This window comes from Yoonia sp. SWMV100 (genome assembly GCF_056108365.1).
In genome coordinates this window covers 438234-458285 of the sequence record NZ_JBWBAQ010000003.1, presented here as the reverse complement: position 1 = coordinate 458285, position 20052 = coordinate 438234, and the positions used below count along the sequence as shown (strand labels likewise).

Annotated in this window: 13 protein-coding genes; 12 read left to right on the top strand and 1 reads right to left on the bottom strand. The window is 50.3% G+C overall.

Annotation, left to right across the window (positions count from 1 at the left end):
- Nucleotides 1-14: 14 nt before the first annotated feature.
- The 3 genes from ACXJGX_RS07065 to ACXJGX_RS07055 all read left to right on the top strand — a co-directional run bounded on the left by ACXJGX_RS07065 (nt 15) and on the right by ACXJGX_RS07055 (nt 4270).
- Nucleotides 15-827: an aldo/keto reductase gene (locus tag ACXJGX_RS07065; RefSeq protein ID WP_474780041.1), complete on the top strand. Its 813-nt coding sequence runs from the start codon at nt 15-17 to the stop codon at nt 825-827.
- Nucleotides 824-1252: a VOC family protein gene (locus ACXJGX_RS07060; RefSeq protein WP_474780039.1), complete on the top strand. Its 429-nt coding sequence runs from the start codon at nt 824-826 to the stop codon at nt 1250-1252. Before ACXJGX_RS07065 ends, ACXJGX_RS07060 begins: the two co-directional genes overlap by 4 nt.
- Nucleotides 1253-1477: 225 nt before the next feature.
- A complete protein-coding gene (locus tag ACXJGX_RS07055; protein WP_474780037.1) occupies nt 1478-4270 on the top strand; it encodes a bifunctional aconitate hydratase 2/2-methylisocitrate dehydratase in 2793 nt (930 codons plus the stop codon).
- A gap of 137 nt (nt 4271-4407) precedes the next feature.
- Here the strand turns inward: ACXJGX_RS07055 and ACXJGX_RS07050 are convergent, their stop codons facing one another.
- Entirely contained in the window at nt 4408-6336 is a 1929-nt protein-coding gene (locus tag ACXJGX_RS07050; RefSeq protein WP_474780035.1) for a hypothetical protein, read from the bottom strand.
- A 498-nt stretch (nt 6337-6834) separates the two neighbouring features.
- On the opposite strand from ACXJGX_RS07050, the gene ACXJGX_RS07045 reads away from it, so the two are divergent.
- The 9 genes from ACXJGX_RS07045 (at nt 6835) to ACXJGX_RS07005 (ending at nt 19956) form a co-directional block, all read left to right on the top strand.
- Nucleotides 6835-8946, top strand: coding sequence for an HAD-IA family hydrolase (locus ACXJGX_RS07045; protein WP_474780033.1), 2112 nt, complete (start codon nt 6835-6837; stop codon nt 8944-8946).
- 53 nt (nt 8947-8999) lie between these two features.
- Entirely contained in the window at nt 9000-10607 is a 1608-nt protein-coding gene (locus ACXJGX_RS07040; protein WP_474780031.1) for a glycosyltransferase, read from the top strand.
- A gap of 64 nt (nt 10608-10671) precedes the next feature.
- The gene (locus ACXJGX_RS07035) at nt 10672-11817 is read left to right on the top strand and encodes a class I SAM-dependent methyltransferase (RefSeq protein WP_474780029.1); all 1146 of its coding nucleotides are present in this window, start codon (nt 10672-10674) and stop codon (nt 11815-11817) included.
- A 145-nt stretch (nt 11818-11962) separates the two neighbouring features.
- Nucleotides 11963-12682 carry a hypothetical protein gene (locus tag ACXJGX_RS07030; protein ID WP_474780028.1) on the top strand — a complete coding sequence of 240 codons (720 nt, stop codon included), beginning with the start codon at nt 11963-11965 and terminating at the stop codon, nt 12680-12682.
- A 30-nt stretch (nt 12683-12712) separates the two neighbouring features.
- Nucleotides 12713-13576, top strand: coding sequence for a sulfotransferase domain-containing protein (locus ACXJGX_RS07025; protein ID WP_474780762.1), 864 nt, complete (start codon nt 12713-12715; stop codon nt 13574-13576).
- 300 nt (nt 13577-13876) lie between these two features.
- Nucleotides 13877-17002, top strand: a complete 3126-nt coding sequence (locus ACXJGX_RS07020) for a PAS domain S-box protein (protein ID WP_474780026.1) — start codon at nt 13877-13879, stop codon at nt 17000-17002.
- Nucleotides 17003-17084: 82 nt separating this feature from the next.
- Nucleotides 17085-17588: a response regulator gene (locus ACXJGX_RS07015; RefSeq protein WP_474780024.1), complete on the top strand. Its 504-nt coding sequence runs from the start codon at nt 17085-17087 to the stop codon at nt 17586-17588.
- Between the two features lie 31 nt (nt 17589-17619).
- Nucleotides 17620-18762, top strand: coding sequence for a response regulator (locus tag ACXJGX_RS07010; RefSeq protein ID WP_474780022.1), 1143 nt, complete (start codon nt 17620-17622; stop codon nt 18760-18762).
- Nucleotides 18763-18942: 180 nt separating this feature from the next.
- Nucleotides 18943-19956, top strand: a complete 1014-nt coding sequence (locus ACXJGX_RS07005; RefSeq protein ID WP_474780020.1) for a HEAT repeat domain-containing protein — start codon at nt 18943-18945, stop codon at nt 19954-19956.
- Nucleotides 19957-20052 lie beyond the last annotated feature (96 nt).

The following is a 20052-nucleotide window of genomic DNA, read 5'->3' as shown; positions in this document are numbered from 1 at the left end:
AAAAGGGGAGGATTATGATGAAAACGATACCACAAATGGGCTATGGGACGTGGAACCGGCCCGGTGATGCGGCTTATGATGGGACGCTTGCGGCTTTGCAGGCCGGGTATCGCCATATCGATGGTGCCGAGGGATATGACAACGAAGAGTTCGTTGGCCGCGCGATTGCGGATTTCGGCCTGCCCCGTGAAGAATTGTGGGTGACCACAAAGGTGGCCCCAGAGAGCTTTGGCCCCGGTCAAATCCGCCCACATGTTGAGGCCTCTCTTGATAAGTTGGGTGTGGGTCCGGTGGATTTGCTATTGCTTCACTACCCGTCGATTGGCGACGAATACGATATCGAAGATTACATGGCGCAGTTTGCCGCCGTTTATGACGCGGGCCTGTGTCGCCATATTGGGGTGTCCAATTTCACCAAGCGCTATATGGATCGCGCGCTCGCGCTGCTGGGGGATCGTCCGATCCTGACCAACCAGGTCGAATTGCATGTGTTTATGCAGAACAAACCGATTGTCGATTACTGCCGTGGAAAAGGTATCGCGTTGACTGCATTTTCGCCGCTTGCCCGCGGTGCGGTTGTGGATGATCCCATATTGACAGCGATTGGCGCCGCGCATGGCGCAACCGCCAGTCAGGTGGCGTTGGCGTGGTTGCTGGCCGAGGGGCACATCGTGATCCCGTCATCCGGCAACCCAGACCGCATCCGCGAAAACTTGGCGGCGGCCGATCTGCAACTCACGGCCCCAGAACTAAAGCGGATCGAGGGCCTCGAGCGCGGAATGCGGTTGGTTAACGGCCCGTGGTGCCCAGAGTGGGACGTGATATGAGCAGGCCGCCATTTTCGCTGGTTGGGATCGACCACGTTGTGTTTATCGTCGACGACATGCCAAAGGCGCTTGCGTTTTATCATGGTGTTTTGGGGTGCGTGCCGGGCTACTCCTATCCGGCGATGGGCATGGAACAAGTGTGGGCCGGTGCGGCGCTGATCGTGCTTTGGGATATCACCCATCCCGGTGCGACAAGCGCGGTGCCGCAAGTCACAGGTGGCCGCAATGTGGACCACGTTTGTATCGCCACCAGTCCGTTTGCCCCTGATGCCATGCGTGCACATTTGGCTGCACATGGCGTGACGATCGACCGTGAAGCCCAGCACGGCGGTGCCCGTGGCGTAGGTCATTCGTTTTATATCTTTGATCCGTTTGGCAATAAGCTAGAGATCAAAGGGCCCGCCGAATATCCCGACGGGCGGTGATATCGTCTGGATTCGTGGCTCTGGCCCCAACGCGCCCCGTTATTGTCAAATAGCCCGTTGGCGTGTGAACAACAGTCAGCCTGAATGTGACGCGACATGTTCCGTTGCTATTGTCTATATTGAACTCTGCTCTGAGTTGGTATACGATCGCATACAGAAAGATCCCATTGGGTCGACAGTTCCTGCCACAACACAGTTCTGACAACTTTTACACTCCGGATAGCCATGAGCCTGTACACAGATTACCTGACCGAAATCGAAACGCGCAAAAAGCAAGGGTTGCACCCGAAGCCCATCGAAGATGGCGCGCTGGTAGATGAAATAATTGCGCAAATCAAAGATGCCGACCACGTGCATCGTGCGGACTCTCTTGGGTATTTCATTTATAACACCCTTCCCGGCACCACGAGCGCGGCAGGCAGAAAAGCAGCATTCTTGAAAGATATCATTCAAGGGCGCGATGTGGTTGCGGAAATTTCACCCGCATTCGCATTTGAACTGCTTTCGCACATGAAAGGCGGCCCATCGGTCGAGGTTCTTCTTGATCTGGCTTTGGGTGCTGATCGTACCATCGCGCAACAAGCCGCTGACGTTTTGAAAACGCAGGTTTTCTTGTACGAAGCTGACACTCAGCGATTGAAGGCGGCACATGCTGCGGGCAACGACGTCGCAACCGACATCCTGAAAAGCTATGCCAAGGCCGAGTTTTTCACAAAGCTGCCCGACATCGAGGAAGAAATCAAAGTTGTGACTTATATCGCTGGAGAAGGCGATATTTCGACCGATTTGCTATCTCCTGGTAACCAGGCGCACTCTCGATCAGATCGCGAACTGCACGGCAAATGTATGATCACACCGGAGGCACAGGCCGAAATTCAAGCGCTGCAACGGCAGCACCCCGGCGCCCGTGTTATGCTGATTGCCGAAAAAGGCACAATGGGCGTTGGGTCGTCGCGCATGTCGGGTGTGAACAATGTCGCGTTGTGGACGGGCAAACCAACCAGCCCGTATATCCCCTTCGTGAATAATGCGCCGGTTGTTGCGGGTACAAATGGTATTTCACCAATCTTTTTGACGACTGTTGGGGTTACCGGCGGCATTGGGATCGACCTTAAAAACTGGGTCAAAAAACTGGACTCGGACGGTAACCCGATCCTGAACAACGATGAAAACCCGATTCTTGAGCAGAAATATTCTGTAGAGACAGGCACCATCCTGACAATCAACACCAAAGAAAAGAAGCTGTATAACGACGCGGGCGATCAAGAGCTTGTTGATATGTCGTCGTCGTTCACGCCGCAAAAGGTGGAATTCATGAAGGCGGGCGGTTCTTACGCCATTGTCTTTGGCAAAAAGCTGCAAAGCTTTGCTTGTGAAACGCTGGGCGTCGAACTGAAATCGGCTTATGCACCGTCCAAAGAAATTCACCACAAAGGTCAGGGCCTCACGGCTGTTGAAAAGATTTTCAACGTCAATGCGCTGGGCGTGGCGCCCGGGACGGTTTTGCACGCGGGGTCCGATGCGCGGGTCAAAGTGAATATCGTCGGATCACAAGACACCACCGGTTTGATGACAGCACAAGAACTAGAGTCGATGGCGGCAACTGTCCTGTCACCGACGGTTGACGGCGCGTATCAATCGGGCTGCCACACGGCATCTGTCTGGGATTTCAAAGCCCAGGAAAACACGCCTAAGCTCATGAAATTTATGCACAATTTCGGGCTTATCACCGCCCGTGATCCAAAGGGTGTGTACCATGCGATGACGGACGTTATCCACAAGGTGCTGAACGACATCACTGTGGACGACTGGGCCATTATTATTGGCGGCGATTCACATACACGTATGTCCAAAGGCGTCGCCTTCGGGGCCGATTCTGGGACTGTTGCGCTGGCGTTGGCGACAGGTGAGGCAACGATGCCCATCCCTGAATCTGTCAAAGTGACCTTCAAAGGCAAGATGGCCGACCACATGGATTTCCGCGATGTGGTTCACGCGACGCAAATGCAGATGTTGAAGCAATTTGGTGACAACGTGTTCCAAGGTCGCATCATCGAAGTCCATCTTGGCACCTTGCTTGCTGACCAAGCTTTTACCTTTACTGACTGGACCGCCGAGATGAAGGCAAAAGCGTCCATCTGTATTTCGGAAGACGACACACTTGTTGAATCTCTTGAGATCGCCAAGCACCGCATCCAGATTATGATCGAAAAGGGTATGGAAAACGACGCACAGATGCTTCAGGGCTTGATCGATATTGCGGACAAACGGATTGCCGAGATCAAATCTGGTGAAAAGCCAGCCTTGACGCCTGATGACAATGCGAAATACTTCGCCGAAGTTGTTGTGAACCTTGACGAAATTATCGAGCCAATGATCGCTGACCCTGACGTCGCCAACGCCGATGTCTCCAAGCGTTACACGCACGACACGATCCGCCCGATTTCGTACTACAAGGCTGAAAAGAAGGTCGATTTGGGCTTTGTCGGGTCATGCATGGTGCATAAAGGCGACGTAAAAATCGTGGCCCAAATGCTGCGGAATCTTGAAAAGACACAAGGCGAAGTCACATTCAAAGCACCTTTGGTTGTTGCGGCGCCAACCTACAACATCATTGATGAGCTGAAAGAAGAAGGCGATTGGGCGGTTCTTCAAAAGTACTCTGGCTTCGAGTTCGATGACACGGCACCAAAGAACACGGCACGTACGGAATATGAAAATATTCTGTATCTCGAACGTCCCGGTTGTAACCTGTGCATGGGGAACCAAGAAAAAGCTGCCAAAGGCGACACTGTTCTTGCGACCTCGACCCGGTTGTTCAAAGGCCGCGTTGTCGAAGACGCCGATGGCAAGACCGGTGAGTCACTGCTGGCATCAACACCTGTTGTGGTACTGTCCGCAATCTTGGGTCGCACACCCACCGTCGCGGAATACATCGCAGCCGTGGAAGGGATCGATCTGACCAAATTTGCCCCACCGCTTGAAAAGCCAGCGGGCACATTGTCAGCCCATTTCTAAGGTTCGAAATCACTAAGAAATCATGGTCGGCGGAACATTTCCGCCGACCATGTCACCAAACCATTGCCGAGGCGCTGTTGTCACCGTCTCCCGTAAACTTTCATTATAATTGAGAGAGCTGTGGGGCCAGGTCAGCTTCAATAATACAAAAATGCAAGACGCTGTAACCAACGTGACTTGGTATCGCTGAAAAACATCAGGGGATCGTTGCGTAGTTTGCGCTTTTTGGATTCGCTGCGCACCATCTTCACAAAAATACTTATGATCATTTGTCCCAAAAGTTTTTTGAGCAATCTTATCTGCACGTTCTCGGTGGGTTGCCCGCGAAGTACTTTCGCGCCCTCGCGCCAAAGACCGGATACCGAACCTTGATGAGGGTGCTCTGAAACCATCGGTTTTTGATCATAACCCTCGAACGAATTATCGAATACCAAGTGCGACATCATTCTCACATCATCAATGTGCGACGGCGATGCAAAGTGCTGGTGGACATGCGCAAACGCAAAGTCTGGGGTCAGGGTTATTTTTTTCTCATCATAGGGCCAGGCGTTCAGAAAATCGTCCAAAAATATGCGGGCACCCTGATGGACGGCTGTGAGCGCGGCGTTTTCGTGTTCGGTGGCAAATAGTGGTTCTGCGTCGGGTCCAAACCCGCAGAAACTCCCGTCAGGAGCGCTAAAAACCACCTCATGCATCAGTCGGTATTTTATAAACTTTCGATTTTGCTCGCGGTCGGTTTTAGGGTCGATAAAGCGGGCTGTCGAGGTCGCGTGGTTTTCAACGGTCTGGTGCAGTTCTGGGAAAGTCACCACATAGGTTCCATAGAGATCCACACCCATCAGATCCTGAAGCGCCTTTTGCGTGGTGCCTTGATACCCGATATCGAAGATCACGGCACCTTCCCCTAGGCCTTCGCGAACAAGATAATCGCGGTAACGTGTTTTTTGTTCATGGGTATATTGCAAGATATCGGGGCCGATATCAGCAATCAAATCATTGATATTGTCCCAGTCTTTCTCTTCCCCTATCTCAGAGCGGCCCAGCACCGCCTTTAGGCGCTGACGTGGGGTGCCCTTCGTTGCCGCAAGCGCCGCCTGCAAGCTATTATTGCATTGGATATCGAGCATTTTCGACACCTGACGTGAGGCGTACAGGTATGTCGATGTCTCGGGCAGCGCGTATTGCGCTGATATACGATTGACAAAGTGATCGATAATGTAGCCATCACGCGACAGGCAAAACACAGTTTTTTCACCTTTCAGCCGGGCCTGATTGATGAGCCATATCGCGATCGAAAGGAAAAGTGGACCGTAGGCCATGTAACCAAATTGCACGAGGCTGCCAGCAAAAGGGCTGGGCTGCGGCGTATCGAAAAAGCGGTTTTTTATCACGCCTATTGCCACTGACTCTGCGGGCGTCAGCTTAGACGCGCGCGGCCTGAAAATACGAGCATGTTGATCGTGTCCAAGATAGTTATCCAGCGGGGCATGTAGCAAAGTTGTCTTCAGCCCAAATTTGTCACCGCCCGCGATATCCACCCGAGGGTTGTCGCCAATGTGTTCGATGCTCTCGGGTTTATTGCCGGATTTCTCGATAAGCCGTCCAAACAAACTGCCCTTGTGTTTAGAGCATCCCTGGTCCGCGGATGTAAGTATTTCAGCGTTCACATCATCAATCGCGCCGTTGAAAAATGACAGAATAGATGTGGCGCTATGCGGCGTATCACTTGTGACAAACATTCCCTGATGGTCCAAGCTCATACGTTGGGCAAACAGAGCTTTGCCAGCGGGCCGTGCACGTAGCAGACGCGCCTCTAGGTCTATTTCTGCCTGCATCCACACCTGCGCCTCGCTAAAATCTGGCGCGATCAGGGCGTAGATATCCTCGATGCGCGGCTCGCGGCCGGCCTGAATTATCTCTTGTTCCGCCTGCCAGCGCCTTGCTACCCAAGATGGTGCCTTGTCGTGCAGGCACAACAGGTCAAAAACATCCTCTGGGCGCGCAACGTTTCGCGTCATGAGGGTGTCAAAGAAATCAAACGAGAAAATACTGATTTTTTGCTGCACGTGATTTCATAGCCTAGCTTTGCGTTCTTGGTGACCAAACAGGCAAGAGCATCTGCTGTCAACGACATGCTTGCCCGATTTTGCGTGAATGCACTGCACTAAAAAAGATCGAAAATTCAAACCGTTTTGGGGCGATCCGTATGTAAGTTTCAGTAAATCCCGATGCAAAAGTCGTCTCAAATGCACTCCATTATATCAATGGAGACCGGCGAACTGATACGACAGCGGTAGGGGACGATGCAGCGATAAGGACGGTGGGGGTAAAAATAATACATTTAATACAATGCTTTACAACTTCTATTGCCTTGGCCAGAGATGTCAGAGCTGTTTGAACGCAAGCGCCGTTCGGTTGGCGACGGGGTGCAGTCTACGCAACGTTTGTGCCCAGTGCGAATTGCAGTCTGGGGTGTGATCTTCTATGACGGGCAGAAAGCGACGTGGCCATATCCTTAAGAGATAGGTGCGGAGAGACTATAAAGTTATCCTTGAGAGGGCATCGTGAAGAAAGTTGAACAACTTAGACTGATCAGGATTTCTAAAAATGTTGAAAAGAATACCCCTGTCGTTAAGGCAGATCAGAATAATATTCTAAGTCTAAAAGATCTCGAGCCCATCGTCGCAGCATACGATACAATCAGTTTTGACCTTTTCGACACCGTTGTACATCGACGGCTTTCTTTGGGGCAGATATTCCACAAAACCTCTGAGTTTGGTTCGATCTCAGTGGCTGGCGAAAACGGCGATGTGGGTGCCTGGGTTTTTCAATCTGCTCGCGGGGCGGTATCACAAAAAATTAAACAGAGAAGTATTAAAAATGAAAATAGAAATGAGATTGTTCTATCAGAGGTTTTTGATCATTGTTTAACCCCTTATTTCCCTTCGCGGCGGCACAGGAAGACGGCCGTCGACAAGCTGGTGGAATTTGAAGTAAAGCAAGAGTGTGCAACGCTCTATGTAGACCCTGACTTTGTCCCCATAGCCAAACTAATTAAGCGATTGGATAAGCGGTTAATTCTTATTTCAGACATGTATCATCGCGAAGATGCTATCGTTGAAATTTTACAGCACTTGGGAATATCAGATTTTTTCGATCATGTTTTTGTTTCAGCTGAAGAGGGTGTAACAAAGCATTCCGGTGTTTTGTTCGATCGCGTGCGTGACAAGCTGAAATTGGATCCTGCGGGCTGCCTGCATATCGGAGACAATTTCAATAACGACTTCGTTAAGCCGCGCGCGCATGGCTGGAATTCACTGCACTATTACAATCGCAATTTCGAAGTAAAGCGTTTGACGCAAGATAAAACCGATGTTGTTATCGCAACTTCGGATGTCCTGCAAAGACAAATGGCCGACGGGATCTTTTCCAAAAAAGGAAAAAATGCGTTGGAGGAGCTAATTGATGGTGTCATAGCCCCTGCATTTCTATCGTTCTCAATACAACTGCTTAGTTATGCAAGTCGGAAAAAGCTTGACCATCAATACTACCTTTCAAGGGACGGATTGGTATTCAGGAAAATTGCACGCATTGTGAATAGTCGGCTGCCGATGATACCGTCGTTAGACACGTTTAGCAGCGATTTAGCGATCAACAGGGTGTCGGCAATCCTTTTGACCTATGAAAACCTGTATCATCTGGGGTGGGCGCAGCACGCGGTTTCGTGGCTGAGCGGAAAGCCTTTGTCGCTGCGCAACCTTCTTTCTACATTTTCATGCGACGTTGGTGATCTGCCGGACCTCAAGCCGGAGGAACGGCAGCGGGTTGTAAACTCTCTTGATGTCACAGGCTTTGCTGATACCACGGCGTATTTGATGAGCGACGCTACCGTCCGTCACTCCTTTGAAAAACTAATGCGGACGAAACGCGATACTGTGCTAAAATACCTGCAGCAACAGAAGGTCACAGAATATTCGAAAATTGGCATGGTAGACATCGGATATTCTGGAACGATCGTAAAATTTTTGTCGCAGCATATGACGCAGAACAGCAATTTGATGAGGTTCTCGGCGAACCAGATACATTGCCAGTTTTTTGCAACGAACAGATTTTATCGAAACAATATGCGAGAAATGCATCCGGGGGTGGCGTTTAACCCTGGCTTTATATTGAATCACGCTGACGACAATGATAAACCAGCGCTCATGAACTTTGGTTGGTTAGAGCCTTTCGCGCTTGAACCGAACCTTGGGCGTTTGCGCGGATACAAAAAAGATCAAGACGGAAAAATTACCCCTGACTTTTCCGCGCCATCAAATGTTGAACATCGAAAAATGGTCCAAGATCGAATTCTGCAACGCTGTGAAAGCCTGATGGATCAAATTATCCTATCAAATGTTGATTTGAGTACTGTTCACGCCGTTGCCAAAAGCAGGCTCCTTGCGTTTTCAGTGAACCCGACAGCGCGACAAGTGCGTGCCATGCGGGAAATGCAACATGATTTTGGAAATGCATCGGTAGAACACAAGGGTATTCTGAAGTGGGTCAGTCCAAAAGATTTATTTGCACTAAAACACCTTAGGAATGATGATGTTTGGTTGCAGGGATCCTTTAAAGGCACGAAATTGGGTTTTTTAAACCCAATAGTTAATCGTTGGGCAAAAACGTCGACCTGACAGGAGTTCGGTTGGTAGTGGTTGAAATGTTAAGCTAGGGAATTCCTAATAAAATGAAAGTTCTGATCTATAACTGGACACAGTTCGATGATGCGCAGGGGCGCGGCGGCGGTGTGTCGGTGTACCTGCGAAATATAATTCCCGAGCTGCTAGCGCGCGAAAATGTTGACATTACCTTTATTGGGTCGGGTCAGCATTTTGATGTGTTAAAGCGTCGACCCTACGTACAGAAAACAAAAAATATGTTCTCTGCCGATGGCGTTAAAAGCTATCGCATTATTAATTCGACGATCAAGGCGCCGGCGCATGATGCATTTGCTTCAATCAGCAAATGGCGGACTGATGCTGTCACCTACCGCGTCATGAAGGATTTTATATCTCAACACGGCCCGTTTGACGCCCTCCACATTCATAGTTTGGAGGGTATTAGCGCACATATCATGGCGCTACAGACAGCTTTCCCGGAAATGAAGGTCATCTATACCCTTCACAACTATATGCCCTACTGTCCGCAGATCGAACTTTTGTATCAGAACGAGAAATTTTGCGAAGATTTCATGGATGGGACCAAATGTATTGGGTGCCTAAATGGTAAACGCTCCATGAACGCGATTATACGGCGCGAACGGTTGGGTTCTACTCTTGTCAGAAATGGCTTTGCGGGGCGGCCTATCGGTAACTTTGCATTTGGTTCCTTCATGGGCCTTCTTCAACTAGGAAATGCCGTTCGGTACTTGGCATTAGATTTTAAAGCCGGCATCAAGAAGCGCTTTAAGAATTGGTCACGCAAGCGCGAGCTTCCAGGTAAATGGGAACCCATCAACCTCGAGGATCGTTCGTCTGTTCCTCATCTGGGAAACCTGGACGGATTGTCTGCGGAAGCAAAAGAGTTCGCCGAGTGGCGCCGCACCAACAGCACGATACTGAGCAAACAGGTTGATCTGGTATTCGCTGTATCTAATCTGGTGCGCCAGACTGTGCAGCGTATCGGCGAGGACATCGACAACATTGTCCCTTTGCCGCTTGCGATGGATTTGCACAGATCACCTCAGCAGATGCTAGAAGCGTTCGATAGCAAAACAGACAAATCCGAGGTAACAATATCCTTTATTGGCTATAGTATTGCGTCCAAGGGCCTGCCATTCCTTCTTCAAACGTTCGAGGATTTCGATAATGAATTCCTACGCGAAAACGTTCGGTTGATCATTGTCTGTCGGACAAACGCCCATTTGCGCCGTCGCCTGCTTAAACTTACAAAACGGTTTAAACGCGTTGAAATCATCGAGGGTTATCAAAGGCCAGAGCTGCCAGCGCTGGCACACCAAATTGATCTCAATATTGTACCATCGATTTGGCCGGAGACCTTTAATCAGGTGACTTACGAGATGATGGCGCTTGGTACACCTTCACTCACGTCAGACTTCGTGGGTGCGTCGGAACTCTTTAGTCAGCCCAAGACGTTCACATATCAAAACGCGTCGGCTACGGATTTTCAGGAAAAATTGCTTAAACTCGTCAAGAGCCGCGACCTTAGGCGGAGCTTCTTTGATGACTTGGCGCCGCTACCGACGCTGTCATGGCATGTGGATCAGTTGATGGGCGCCTATGACGGTACGCTGGACAGAGACGCCCTGTTAGGGCGATATGATATCGACGCGTAAGCCGTGTTGGAACATAAGACAATAAAGTGGGTTCAGATGTTATCAACACATAGGGTGGCGTATCGTGCTATATAATTCCAAAAACGCGCTGTTTCGGAAAGCGGCCCAGAACACCGCCGTATCACGACACGCGCTTGGGTACACTGGCGTTGCGTCTTCAGTTCACCTGCGCAATTGCAACGAGTTTTCAAACATTTCCGGTAGCCTGCTGGATCTCAAGTGGTTTCTGCATCCAAACCCGCCGCACATCGATCCGCTCGAGGTGTCGCAGTCGTTTCCAGACGTTCCTTCCGGCCATCGGACATTTAACATGGTCGTAAAGCTAAGGAACCCCAACCCCAACCCGGTCAGGCTGACGGTTTCGATGCGTGACGGTGGGGTCGAGGTTGGATGCACCGTGCAAACGATCAACGGCACGGGACGTCATTTTTTGACGGTGACGTCGGACCGCGACGTAAAAGATATGTCCATCACCATGCAGGTATGTGCGCACAATAAAAACGCCATCTCTCGCACCGGACTAGAGGTGATATCGGCACTGTTCCATGCGAATGATCCGCTAACCGAACTGGCGAACCGCGCACACAGTGACAAGGGAACCCTGTTTTGTGTGACTGAATCCCCGCATGCATATACGCTTGCCTATGATGCGCTTTTTTCACCGCGGCGGAATGAAAATATATCGATCTTGGAAATTGGCTTGAATGTTGGCGCGCACGACCGGAACCGGATCGACGCGATGCCATCGATCGACATGTGGTTAGCCTATTTCCCCAAAGCCGAGATTTTCGGTTTGGATATTGTCGACGCAAGCGGTGTAAAAGTGCCGGACCGTGTCACGCTGGGCACCGCTGACCAATCAAACCCCCAAGAGATCGCGGACGCATTAGCAAAGCTTGGAAATCCGACGTTCGACATCATTATTGATGACGGGTCGCACGCGCCGTCGCATCAACGTATTGCCTTCGAGACATTGGCGAGCAGGTTAAACCCCGGGGGTCTCTACATCATCGAGGACCTTGGCTGGCAGCCGTGGACAGAGACCCCAACGATACCTGACTTGGTAGAGATGGCGCGGACTGGCGGCCACACATCCGCGACCTATGCGCGCTTTTTTGATGCGCTGGACAAATTTGATGAAAACTACGCGTTTCTCAAGCCGAACGATCATCAGATTTTTGTGGCGCAACGTGATCGAAACACTCGCTGACGTGGATGAATTTTTAGAAGCATTTTCTTTTCGAGATAAGTTGATGCGCACCCAAAATGAATGCTATGTTGTGAAGCAGTATATGATTGTTAACCCGCTGCCACACAGAAAGCAAAGTTAACATGTTTTTGATGGAGTCTTTGATTTGAAAATTGCGTTGTTCGGAGACTCGCACAGTCGATACTTCTTCTGCAAGCCGCACCAACTAGGTAGAATTGGCCGCTTAAACCAGCATTATGTGATTTCTGGTGAAAGCGTAACATCGGCGTCTTTAGCTGGCTTTCGACCGCAACAGTCGACTTTAGATACTAAAGCTAGGGTTTTGAACGGATCTGTCGACGCCGATATACTTTGTTTGTGTTTTGGTCAGGTGGATTTAGAGTTGGGGTATTACTATAGAAAAATTGTCAAAAGAGATAAAATAAATAAAGAAGAATACATTGATTGGCTAATAGAGATATATATGAACTTCATTGAAAGCTTGCCTTTTGACGTGTCGAAAATTGTAGTCAAGGGTGTAAATTTAACTGCGCTCACAGGCAAAATTTTTACACTCGATTATGTAAGTAGGATTATTGATGAATCTAATGACTCTGCGATAATGAGTAGTCTTTCTGAATGCTTGCATTCAGAAATAGATCAAAATAGATTTCATATCTCATTCAATCGCGAGCTTGAGCGTGCGGTGCGAAATTTAGGCGGTGCTTACTTCGACATAGTTTCTGAAACACAAAACACCTCAGCCACAAATCTGCGACTGAAGTGGGATTTTCTGCCTTCCACTATGGATCATCATTTGGCTGATACTCTCGCCGTTCGCAATATCCACCTAAAGGCCTTAGAACGTGCTGTAAGCGCAATATAGCGTCCAAAATTGCAAGGTGACTTCTTGAAAATGAAAAATAAAATAGAAAACTTGTTGCTCTGTGTTGGGGCTCAAAAAGCTGGAACAACATGGCTTTATAAGCAATTGGATAATCATCCTGATATCCAATTTTCTTTCAATAAAGAAGTCCAGTATTTCAGCACAATACATAACCGTAGTAACCTGATCGCGCAAAGAAAGGTGTTCCATCTCAAGAAAATGCTTGAGAACAATCCTGACCGATTGATCCAATATTTTATTGCTGAGTCGGTTGATGGTGCGGGCGCTGGAGATCAAGGTGTTAGAGGTCTGCTATCTGGTGTAGATGACGAATGGTACCTGCGTCAATTTAGGCCACAAAAAAAACGGTTTTGCGCTGACTTCTCACCCGAGTATGCAAAAATTGGGGTGCCTGGGTACGATCACGTAAAGCGGTTATCCGAAAATCAAAAAATTATCTTTGTGATGCGCGAGCCTGCAGCCAGGCTAAAATCGGCTCTAAGCTATCATATTCAGATGCTTAAAATAGACGAAACAAATTTATCAAATGACGAATGGAGGAAATTAGCCCGGCTGAGGTTTCTTCAGGACTTGGGTGATTATCGGAGCACTATTGCAGACCTACGTGCTTCATTTAAGGAAGAAGATATAACCTTTATGTTCTTTGAAAGAATCATGCAAAACAAAAAAGCGGCACTCCAAGAGCTGAATACTGCCTTGGGGATAAGTGATTTTGTGGAAGACGATATGAACCTTGAGGAAAAGGTCAACATCAGTAAAAAAGTACAAATACCTTCAATTGTATTGGACGACATTCGTGCAATGACGGCCAGTACTAAAGCTTATGTATTAAATGAATTTCCCGAAGTTAAAGATATTTGGGAAATCAACTAGCGTCCAAGCCTATGGCCCCCATATTGAATGGCGGCCATTATAGAGGTGAGGCGCCTCCTTGCAGCTTCACAGCGACTGTGCTGCCGCTGTTGTGCATTTGGAGGTGTCTGTTTGTACAGGGGATGCAGATCCTTGAGCAGTTGATCTTTGCTCGGTTGGCGCAACGTTGGACATAACGCAGGCCGTTCTAACGCACATACGGGGACGCCTTCCTCCCGGTTTTGCCAAAACCATACACACATCCTTAAGGCGTCTTGTGAAATATTGTTGCACGAAGCAAGGGTTTAGTTCCCGCGCATAGTGGAGCGAGGCAAAGTACGATTGGCTAACGATGTCCCATCAAAACGCGTAATCTCTGCTTGTCAGCACGTTTTTCTGGCAGCGATGGTGGCGCTGTCGGGTGCCGCCATGATCGCCGTTGCCGAACCAAGTGCATATGCGACGTTCCTTTGGCCGCCGACGGGAATCGCGCTGGGCGCGTTTTTGACGCTCGGCAGCAGAAGCGTTCCGGCTGTCCTGATCGGAATGCTGCTCGGCTATCTGACACCGGTGTTTTATGGTCAGCTTGCAGATGGCCCTCTTTGGGGGGGCGTATGTGCTTTTGGTGTGTCATCAAGCGCCACGGCACTCGCGTGGACCACGTCGCGCTTGATAAAATTAGTCAGACGTCAACCTACCGCAGCCAAGGCATTGCCTTTCACAAAGACCTTTTTGGGCATTGCCGGTCTGGCTTTGTTGTTCTCGCTTGTCAGTGCGTTGATCGTCGCAGCGACCGGCGTGAACACCACAGATGGGATTACCCAAACGTGGTTGCTGTTTTTCACTGGTAATGCTGTTGGGGCGCTGGTGTTTACCCCGGTATTTTTGTCGCTGGTTGGCGCTTATCGGCAAATCAGGTCTGAATACGTTTCGCCGCGTATCAGTCATTTTCTGATGATTTTCATCTTGATCTTTTCCGTTGGCGCGACGCTGATGTCATGGAAATCCGTCTCAATTCGGGCCGATCAACGCGACCAAAGTCGCTTTGATGCGCTCGCGGCCGAGAGCGAAAGCGCGCTCCAATTCAAGATGAAATCATACGAGCAGTCTCTTTTAGCGGGGGTCGGTCTATTTAGCACATTAAGCCAGGTTAGCAGTCATGAGTGGCGGCATTACGTCGACGTAATTCAGATCCGCACACAGTTTCCGGGCATAAATGGCATAGGATATATCGCCAATGTCCGCGACGAAGATCTGGTTGCGTTCCTTGAACAGACAAAGGCAGACGGTGCGCCTGATTTCAACGTTAAGCCAGAAGGCGATCACCCCGCGAATTTTATTATCACGTTTATCGAGCCTTTGGATATCAACCTTCCGGCGCAAGGCTTGAACATAGCCTTCGAAGAAAACCGTCGTGAGGCCGCCATTACGGCGATGGAAACTGGTCGTTCGACTATCACTAAGCGAATTTTGTTGGTTCAGGATTCCGAAAAGACACCCGGCTTTCTTCTGCTGCTGCCAATCTACAAGGCAGATGCGCCTGTCGCGACGCCGGGGCAACGCCGAGACGCAACGCTGGGCTGGATCTATGCCCCATTTATTGGCAAAAACTTTCTGCAAAACCTGACGCTTAGTCAGGGCGATAGCATTCATATCGAGGTCTTCGATGGCGCTGTCGCCAGCCCGGAAACACTCATCTACACCAGTCTTGCGAACGGCGACACCGCAAGTGAGCCCCTATTCACGCGGACACGTCAGATTGAGGTCATGCAACAGACGTGGACGTTGGTCTGGAAAAGTAGCGCTCGTTTCGAGTCATTATCAAATGACCCATTGTCTAAGTTGATCCTTCTTGGGGGGGCGGCGCTGACGGGGCTACTTGCATTTATTTTTCTAATGACAGTGCGGCAAAACGGACTTGTTCAGGAAGAAGTCGCGCTGAAAACCCGCAAAGTTGTCGAGGCGCGCCGTAGCTTGCAGGCGGTTTTAGATACCGTCGTCGACGGTATTGTCAGTATATCGCCCGTCGGCCAAATTCGCGGGTTTAACCCCGCGGCCGAACGCATATTCGGGTATCGCGCTGGAGAAGTCATTGGGCAAAATGTCAATATTCTGATGCCAGAGCCATACCGGAGCGAGCATGACGGATACCTCCATACATTTTTCAAAAAGGTTGGCGCAAAACCCATTGCGGCCGGGCGAACAGTGACGGCGCAGCGTAAAGATGGGTCGATATTTCCTATGGAGCTGTTCGTTAACGAAATCGGGTTGAGCTCCGAACGTGGATTTGTTGGCAGCATCAGGGATATCACGGAACGCATAACAGCCCGAAATGCCCTGGAGGCGAGCGAACAAACGTTTCGTCAGGCGATGGAGTTAGCTTCGATCGGGATGGTTCTGGTGTGCCCCGCAGGCGCGTGCTTGCGCGTAAATAAAGCATTTTGTGACGTTTTGGGTTACGACGAAGGCGAACTGCTGGGGTCGACAATCCGCGAACTCACCCATCCAGATGATCTCATAAAAGATTTGGCTTTAATGGACGATCTTGTGGCGGGAAAGATCTCTTCGTACCGGCTGGAAAAGAGGTTTATTTCCAAGACACGAAACGTTGTTTGGACAAAGGTCAGCGTGTCGATCGTGCGTAAACCGGACGGTACACCTGACTACACCATTAAACAGGTTGAGGACATTTCTGATCGCCGCGAAATGGATCGCCTCAAGAGCGAGTTTGTTTCAACGGTGAGCCATGAACTGCGAACTCCGCTGACCTCTATCCGCGGTTCGCTTGGTCTGGTTGTTGGCGCGATGAGCAGTGCGCTGCCACAGAACATCCTCGACCTCATTAAAATCGCACATAAAAACAGCGAGCGACTAATTGCTTTGGTCAACGACATTCTAGATATCGACAAGCTCGATTCTGGCGAAATGCATTTCGAAATATCCCATCAGAAACTTGGACCGATTGTTGCCCAAGCAATGGAAGCAAACAGACCGTTTGCAGACACGCATGGTGTAACGCTGCAGGTTCAGCAGTGCGAAAGCGATGCAGAGGTGATGGTGGATTCACTGCGTTTGATGCAGGTGCTTACCAACCTTATTTCGAATGCGGCGAAATTCTCCCCTGCGGGTAGCCAAGTGGTGGTTTCAACCGAAGTTGTTGAAAAGAAGGTGTGGATACGCGTTCGTGATCAGGGCATCGGAATTTCGGATAATTTCAAAAGCAGAATTTTTTCCAAATTCGCCCAAGCGGACGCTTCGCCGACCCGTCAGAAGGGCGGCACGGGTCTTGGGCTTTTGATCAGCAAGCGGCTGGTAGAGCGGATGGCTGGTGAAATCGGCTTTGAGTCCATCTTTGGCCGGGGCACGACATTTTGGGTCAGCTTCCCGCTGGCAGCGCCAACAGGATTTGAACCCACTGAACCTGAATTTGAAATTGAAATGCAGTGAGGAGAGCAAAGTGATGCAAAGCCGCAGTTCGAATGCCGACTTAAACACATTTATACGAAAAAGCGTCCCTGGTGTAATTTTTTTGGCTCAGCCAAAAGACACACTGCGGTATGATGCCGTCGACTGTGCATCGCCGCAACGGGTTGGGTCTGTCAGCGCGGGCTGGTCCAAAACGTCATCGCCACAAGCGGTTGGCGAAGAGACAATGCCGCACATCCTGTGTGTGGATGACGAACAAGATATCTTGAGTGTGGCAACGCTAGCGCTTGAGATGGTTGGCGGCTTTACTGTTTCCAGTGTTACAAACGGATCTGACGCGGTGTGGGCGGCTGAGGATACGCAACCCGATTTGATACTGCTTGACGTTATGATGCCGCAAATGGGTGGCCCTGCTACTCTCAAAGCGCTGCGCGAAAACCGGAATACAGCAGGCATTCCAGTGGTGTTTATGACGGCGCGTGTACAGGCCCACGAAGTTGCCGAGTACCTCGAACTAGGGGCAAGCGCAGTGATTCATAAACCATTTGACCCCATGCTCCTACCATCCCAGCTCAAGGAGGTGCTTCAGTGGACGCGCACCAATTAAGGAATCTCCAATGCACGCCTGAGGTGGGTCAATGAGCATAAATGCCACGCTGCCCCAAGAAATGATGTTTACGCTGCGCGCCCGTTACCTTGAAAGTGTGATGGAAAAGAGATCTTTGCTGGCAGATGTTCAGCAAAATCAGCAAAGTCGCGCTCTGACGCCGGAAGATTACGAAGGGCTTGCCAGTCTTGCTCACAAGCTGTCAGGTAGCGGCGCAACCTATGGCTTCCCTGAAATCAGCGAAAGCGCAACGCGCTTGGAGCGGCTGATTGTGGATGAACCACAAGCGACCGAGGCTGAAATTATTCTTGAGGTTCAGAAGCTTGTTGTCACATGCACGGCTGCATACGCGCCTGACGCGGATGGGCCTTTTCACGTGCCGCCTGATGATCAAGCGACTGACGATCACGGCGACAGTGTGGCCAAATTGGGTGATCCGCTGCCCAACCGACTGAATGTGCTGATCGTTGACGATGACCCTTCTGCGCGCGCCATCCTCGCGGCGTTGGTGACCGATGTCGCAGACGTTATTGTGGCGTCCAGCGGAAGCGAGGCCATGGACATTATGCTTTGTGATACTCCTGATCTGGTACTGCTCGACCATAATATGCCGGGTGCGATCTCTGGATTGATGGTATTAGAGCAAATGAAAAAACTGGACGCGCTGTCACATGTTCCTGTTGTGATGGTTACCGCAGCGCGACAGCCTAATAGTATCATGCGCGGCTTGAAGGCGGGAGCGGTTGATTATGTCATCAAACCTTACAACGTCAAAGAAGTCGCAACCAAAATTCAAACACGCCTAAAGCGTCTCATGATGACTATCATGATTGTTGATGACGACAGGTCGATTTGCGACCTGCTGGAGCGGCGGTTTATTGCGGCAGGATACAGGGCGCAGGTTGCGTATGATGGGTCCGATGCGATGGTGATGATGGCCGAAAAGTCGCCTGATTTGGTATTGCTTGATCGCATGCTCCCAGGGCTTGATGGTTCAATCGTACTGCAAAAAATGCGTGCTACCCCCCACCTGAAAGACACGCCAGTTGTATTTCTAACGGCACGGCGCCGTGAAACAGACATTCTCGAAGGGTTCGAATTGGGTGTGGCTGATTACATCGTAAAACCATTCAACCCGGATGAACTGATTGCGCGTTGCGCACGATTGATATGACCCAAGCACAGCCCGTCAATTATGACCACCGTGTGGCCAGCATGCTGGCCAATCGCGGTTTGCTGCCTCCGCGAAACGACTTGGTATAGGAGAGGCGCGGTGGAGTTTGAGCAGTTTCTGCTGACGTGGATATGGCGTACCTCACTTGGCATGTCCGTTTTGGCATGCTGTTTTCTGTATATGCTTATCTTGCGACGCCACCATTCTGCAAAACAACAAGCCGCGGGCGAATTACGCCGTGGCGAATTAGTGGAAATTTTTCATGCAGCTCTGCGAAGCCCGGTACAGCTGGACAGTGTTGATTTACCGGTTCTTCAGGGCGGTGACGCGCGCATTGTTGTGTCAATCGCGCTTGATACAATGCGGGCCATTAAGGGAAACACCTCGGCGCGCATTGTTACGCTTTTAGGGGTATGGGGGCTGGGGTCATATTTAGAAAAAGCGGTGACAGAGGGCAGCCGTGGTGCCTGTATTCAGGCGTTAACGTTGATGGCGCATTTCGATGATGATGAAACGCTGCACCATTTAGTCACCCAAGCACGATCAAAAGACCCCTACATTCAGCTAGCAGCCTTGCGCGGGTTGGCGAACCGCGCTCAGGGGCAGTTGGTGTTCGACAGCATTGTTCGGCTGCGCGATTCGAACCAAACCAATATGTTGATGCTGGCGGATGTGCTGAAGAAATTCGGTGACCCGGCGGTTCCTGCGCTGCACGTTCTTGCCGAAGGTGCGCAGGATAAAACAGCGTTCACCGGAACAAAACGCGAAAATCAAAGTGCGCGTGTGGCCGCTATCATGGCGCTGGGCGCTATTGGTAATTCTGTTTCGGTTCCGTTTCTCATCCCGTTTCTTGATGACCCCGACGCCGAAATTCGATCTCGTACAGTAGCGGCGCTGGGCGATTTTGGTGATCCTGCGGCTGGAAACAAAATTGCATCACTTATGAACGACACGGAAACTGGTGTCCGCGTTCAGTCAGCAAAAGCACTGGGAAAGATCCGGGCGGATAGTACTTTACCCAAACTTGTTGAAGGTTTGCAGGATCAGGCCTGGTGGGTGCGATTCCGCTCTGCACAGGCGATCTTTGGGTTCGGAGACCGCGGCATTGTTCTATTGCGCGTTGCAGCTTCGGGTGACGATGTCGCAGCCGGTATTGCCTTGCAGGTTCTCGCAGAAATGGGTGGTGAAAAATGATCGTAGAAATTTGGCATGGTGTCGTCGAATTTGGACATGCCCACATCGTTTGGTTGCGCGCGCTGGCTTGGGCCATTTTTACTGTAGGATTTGCGC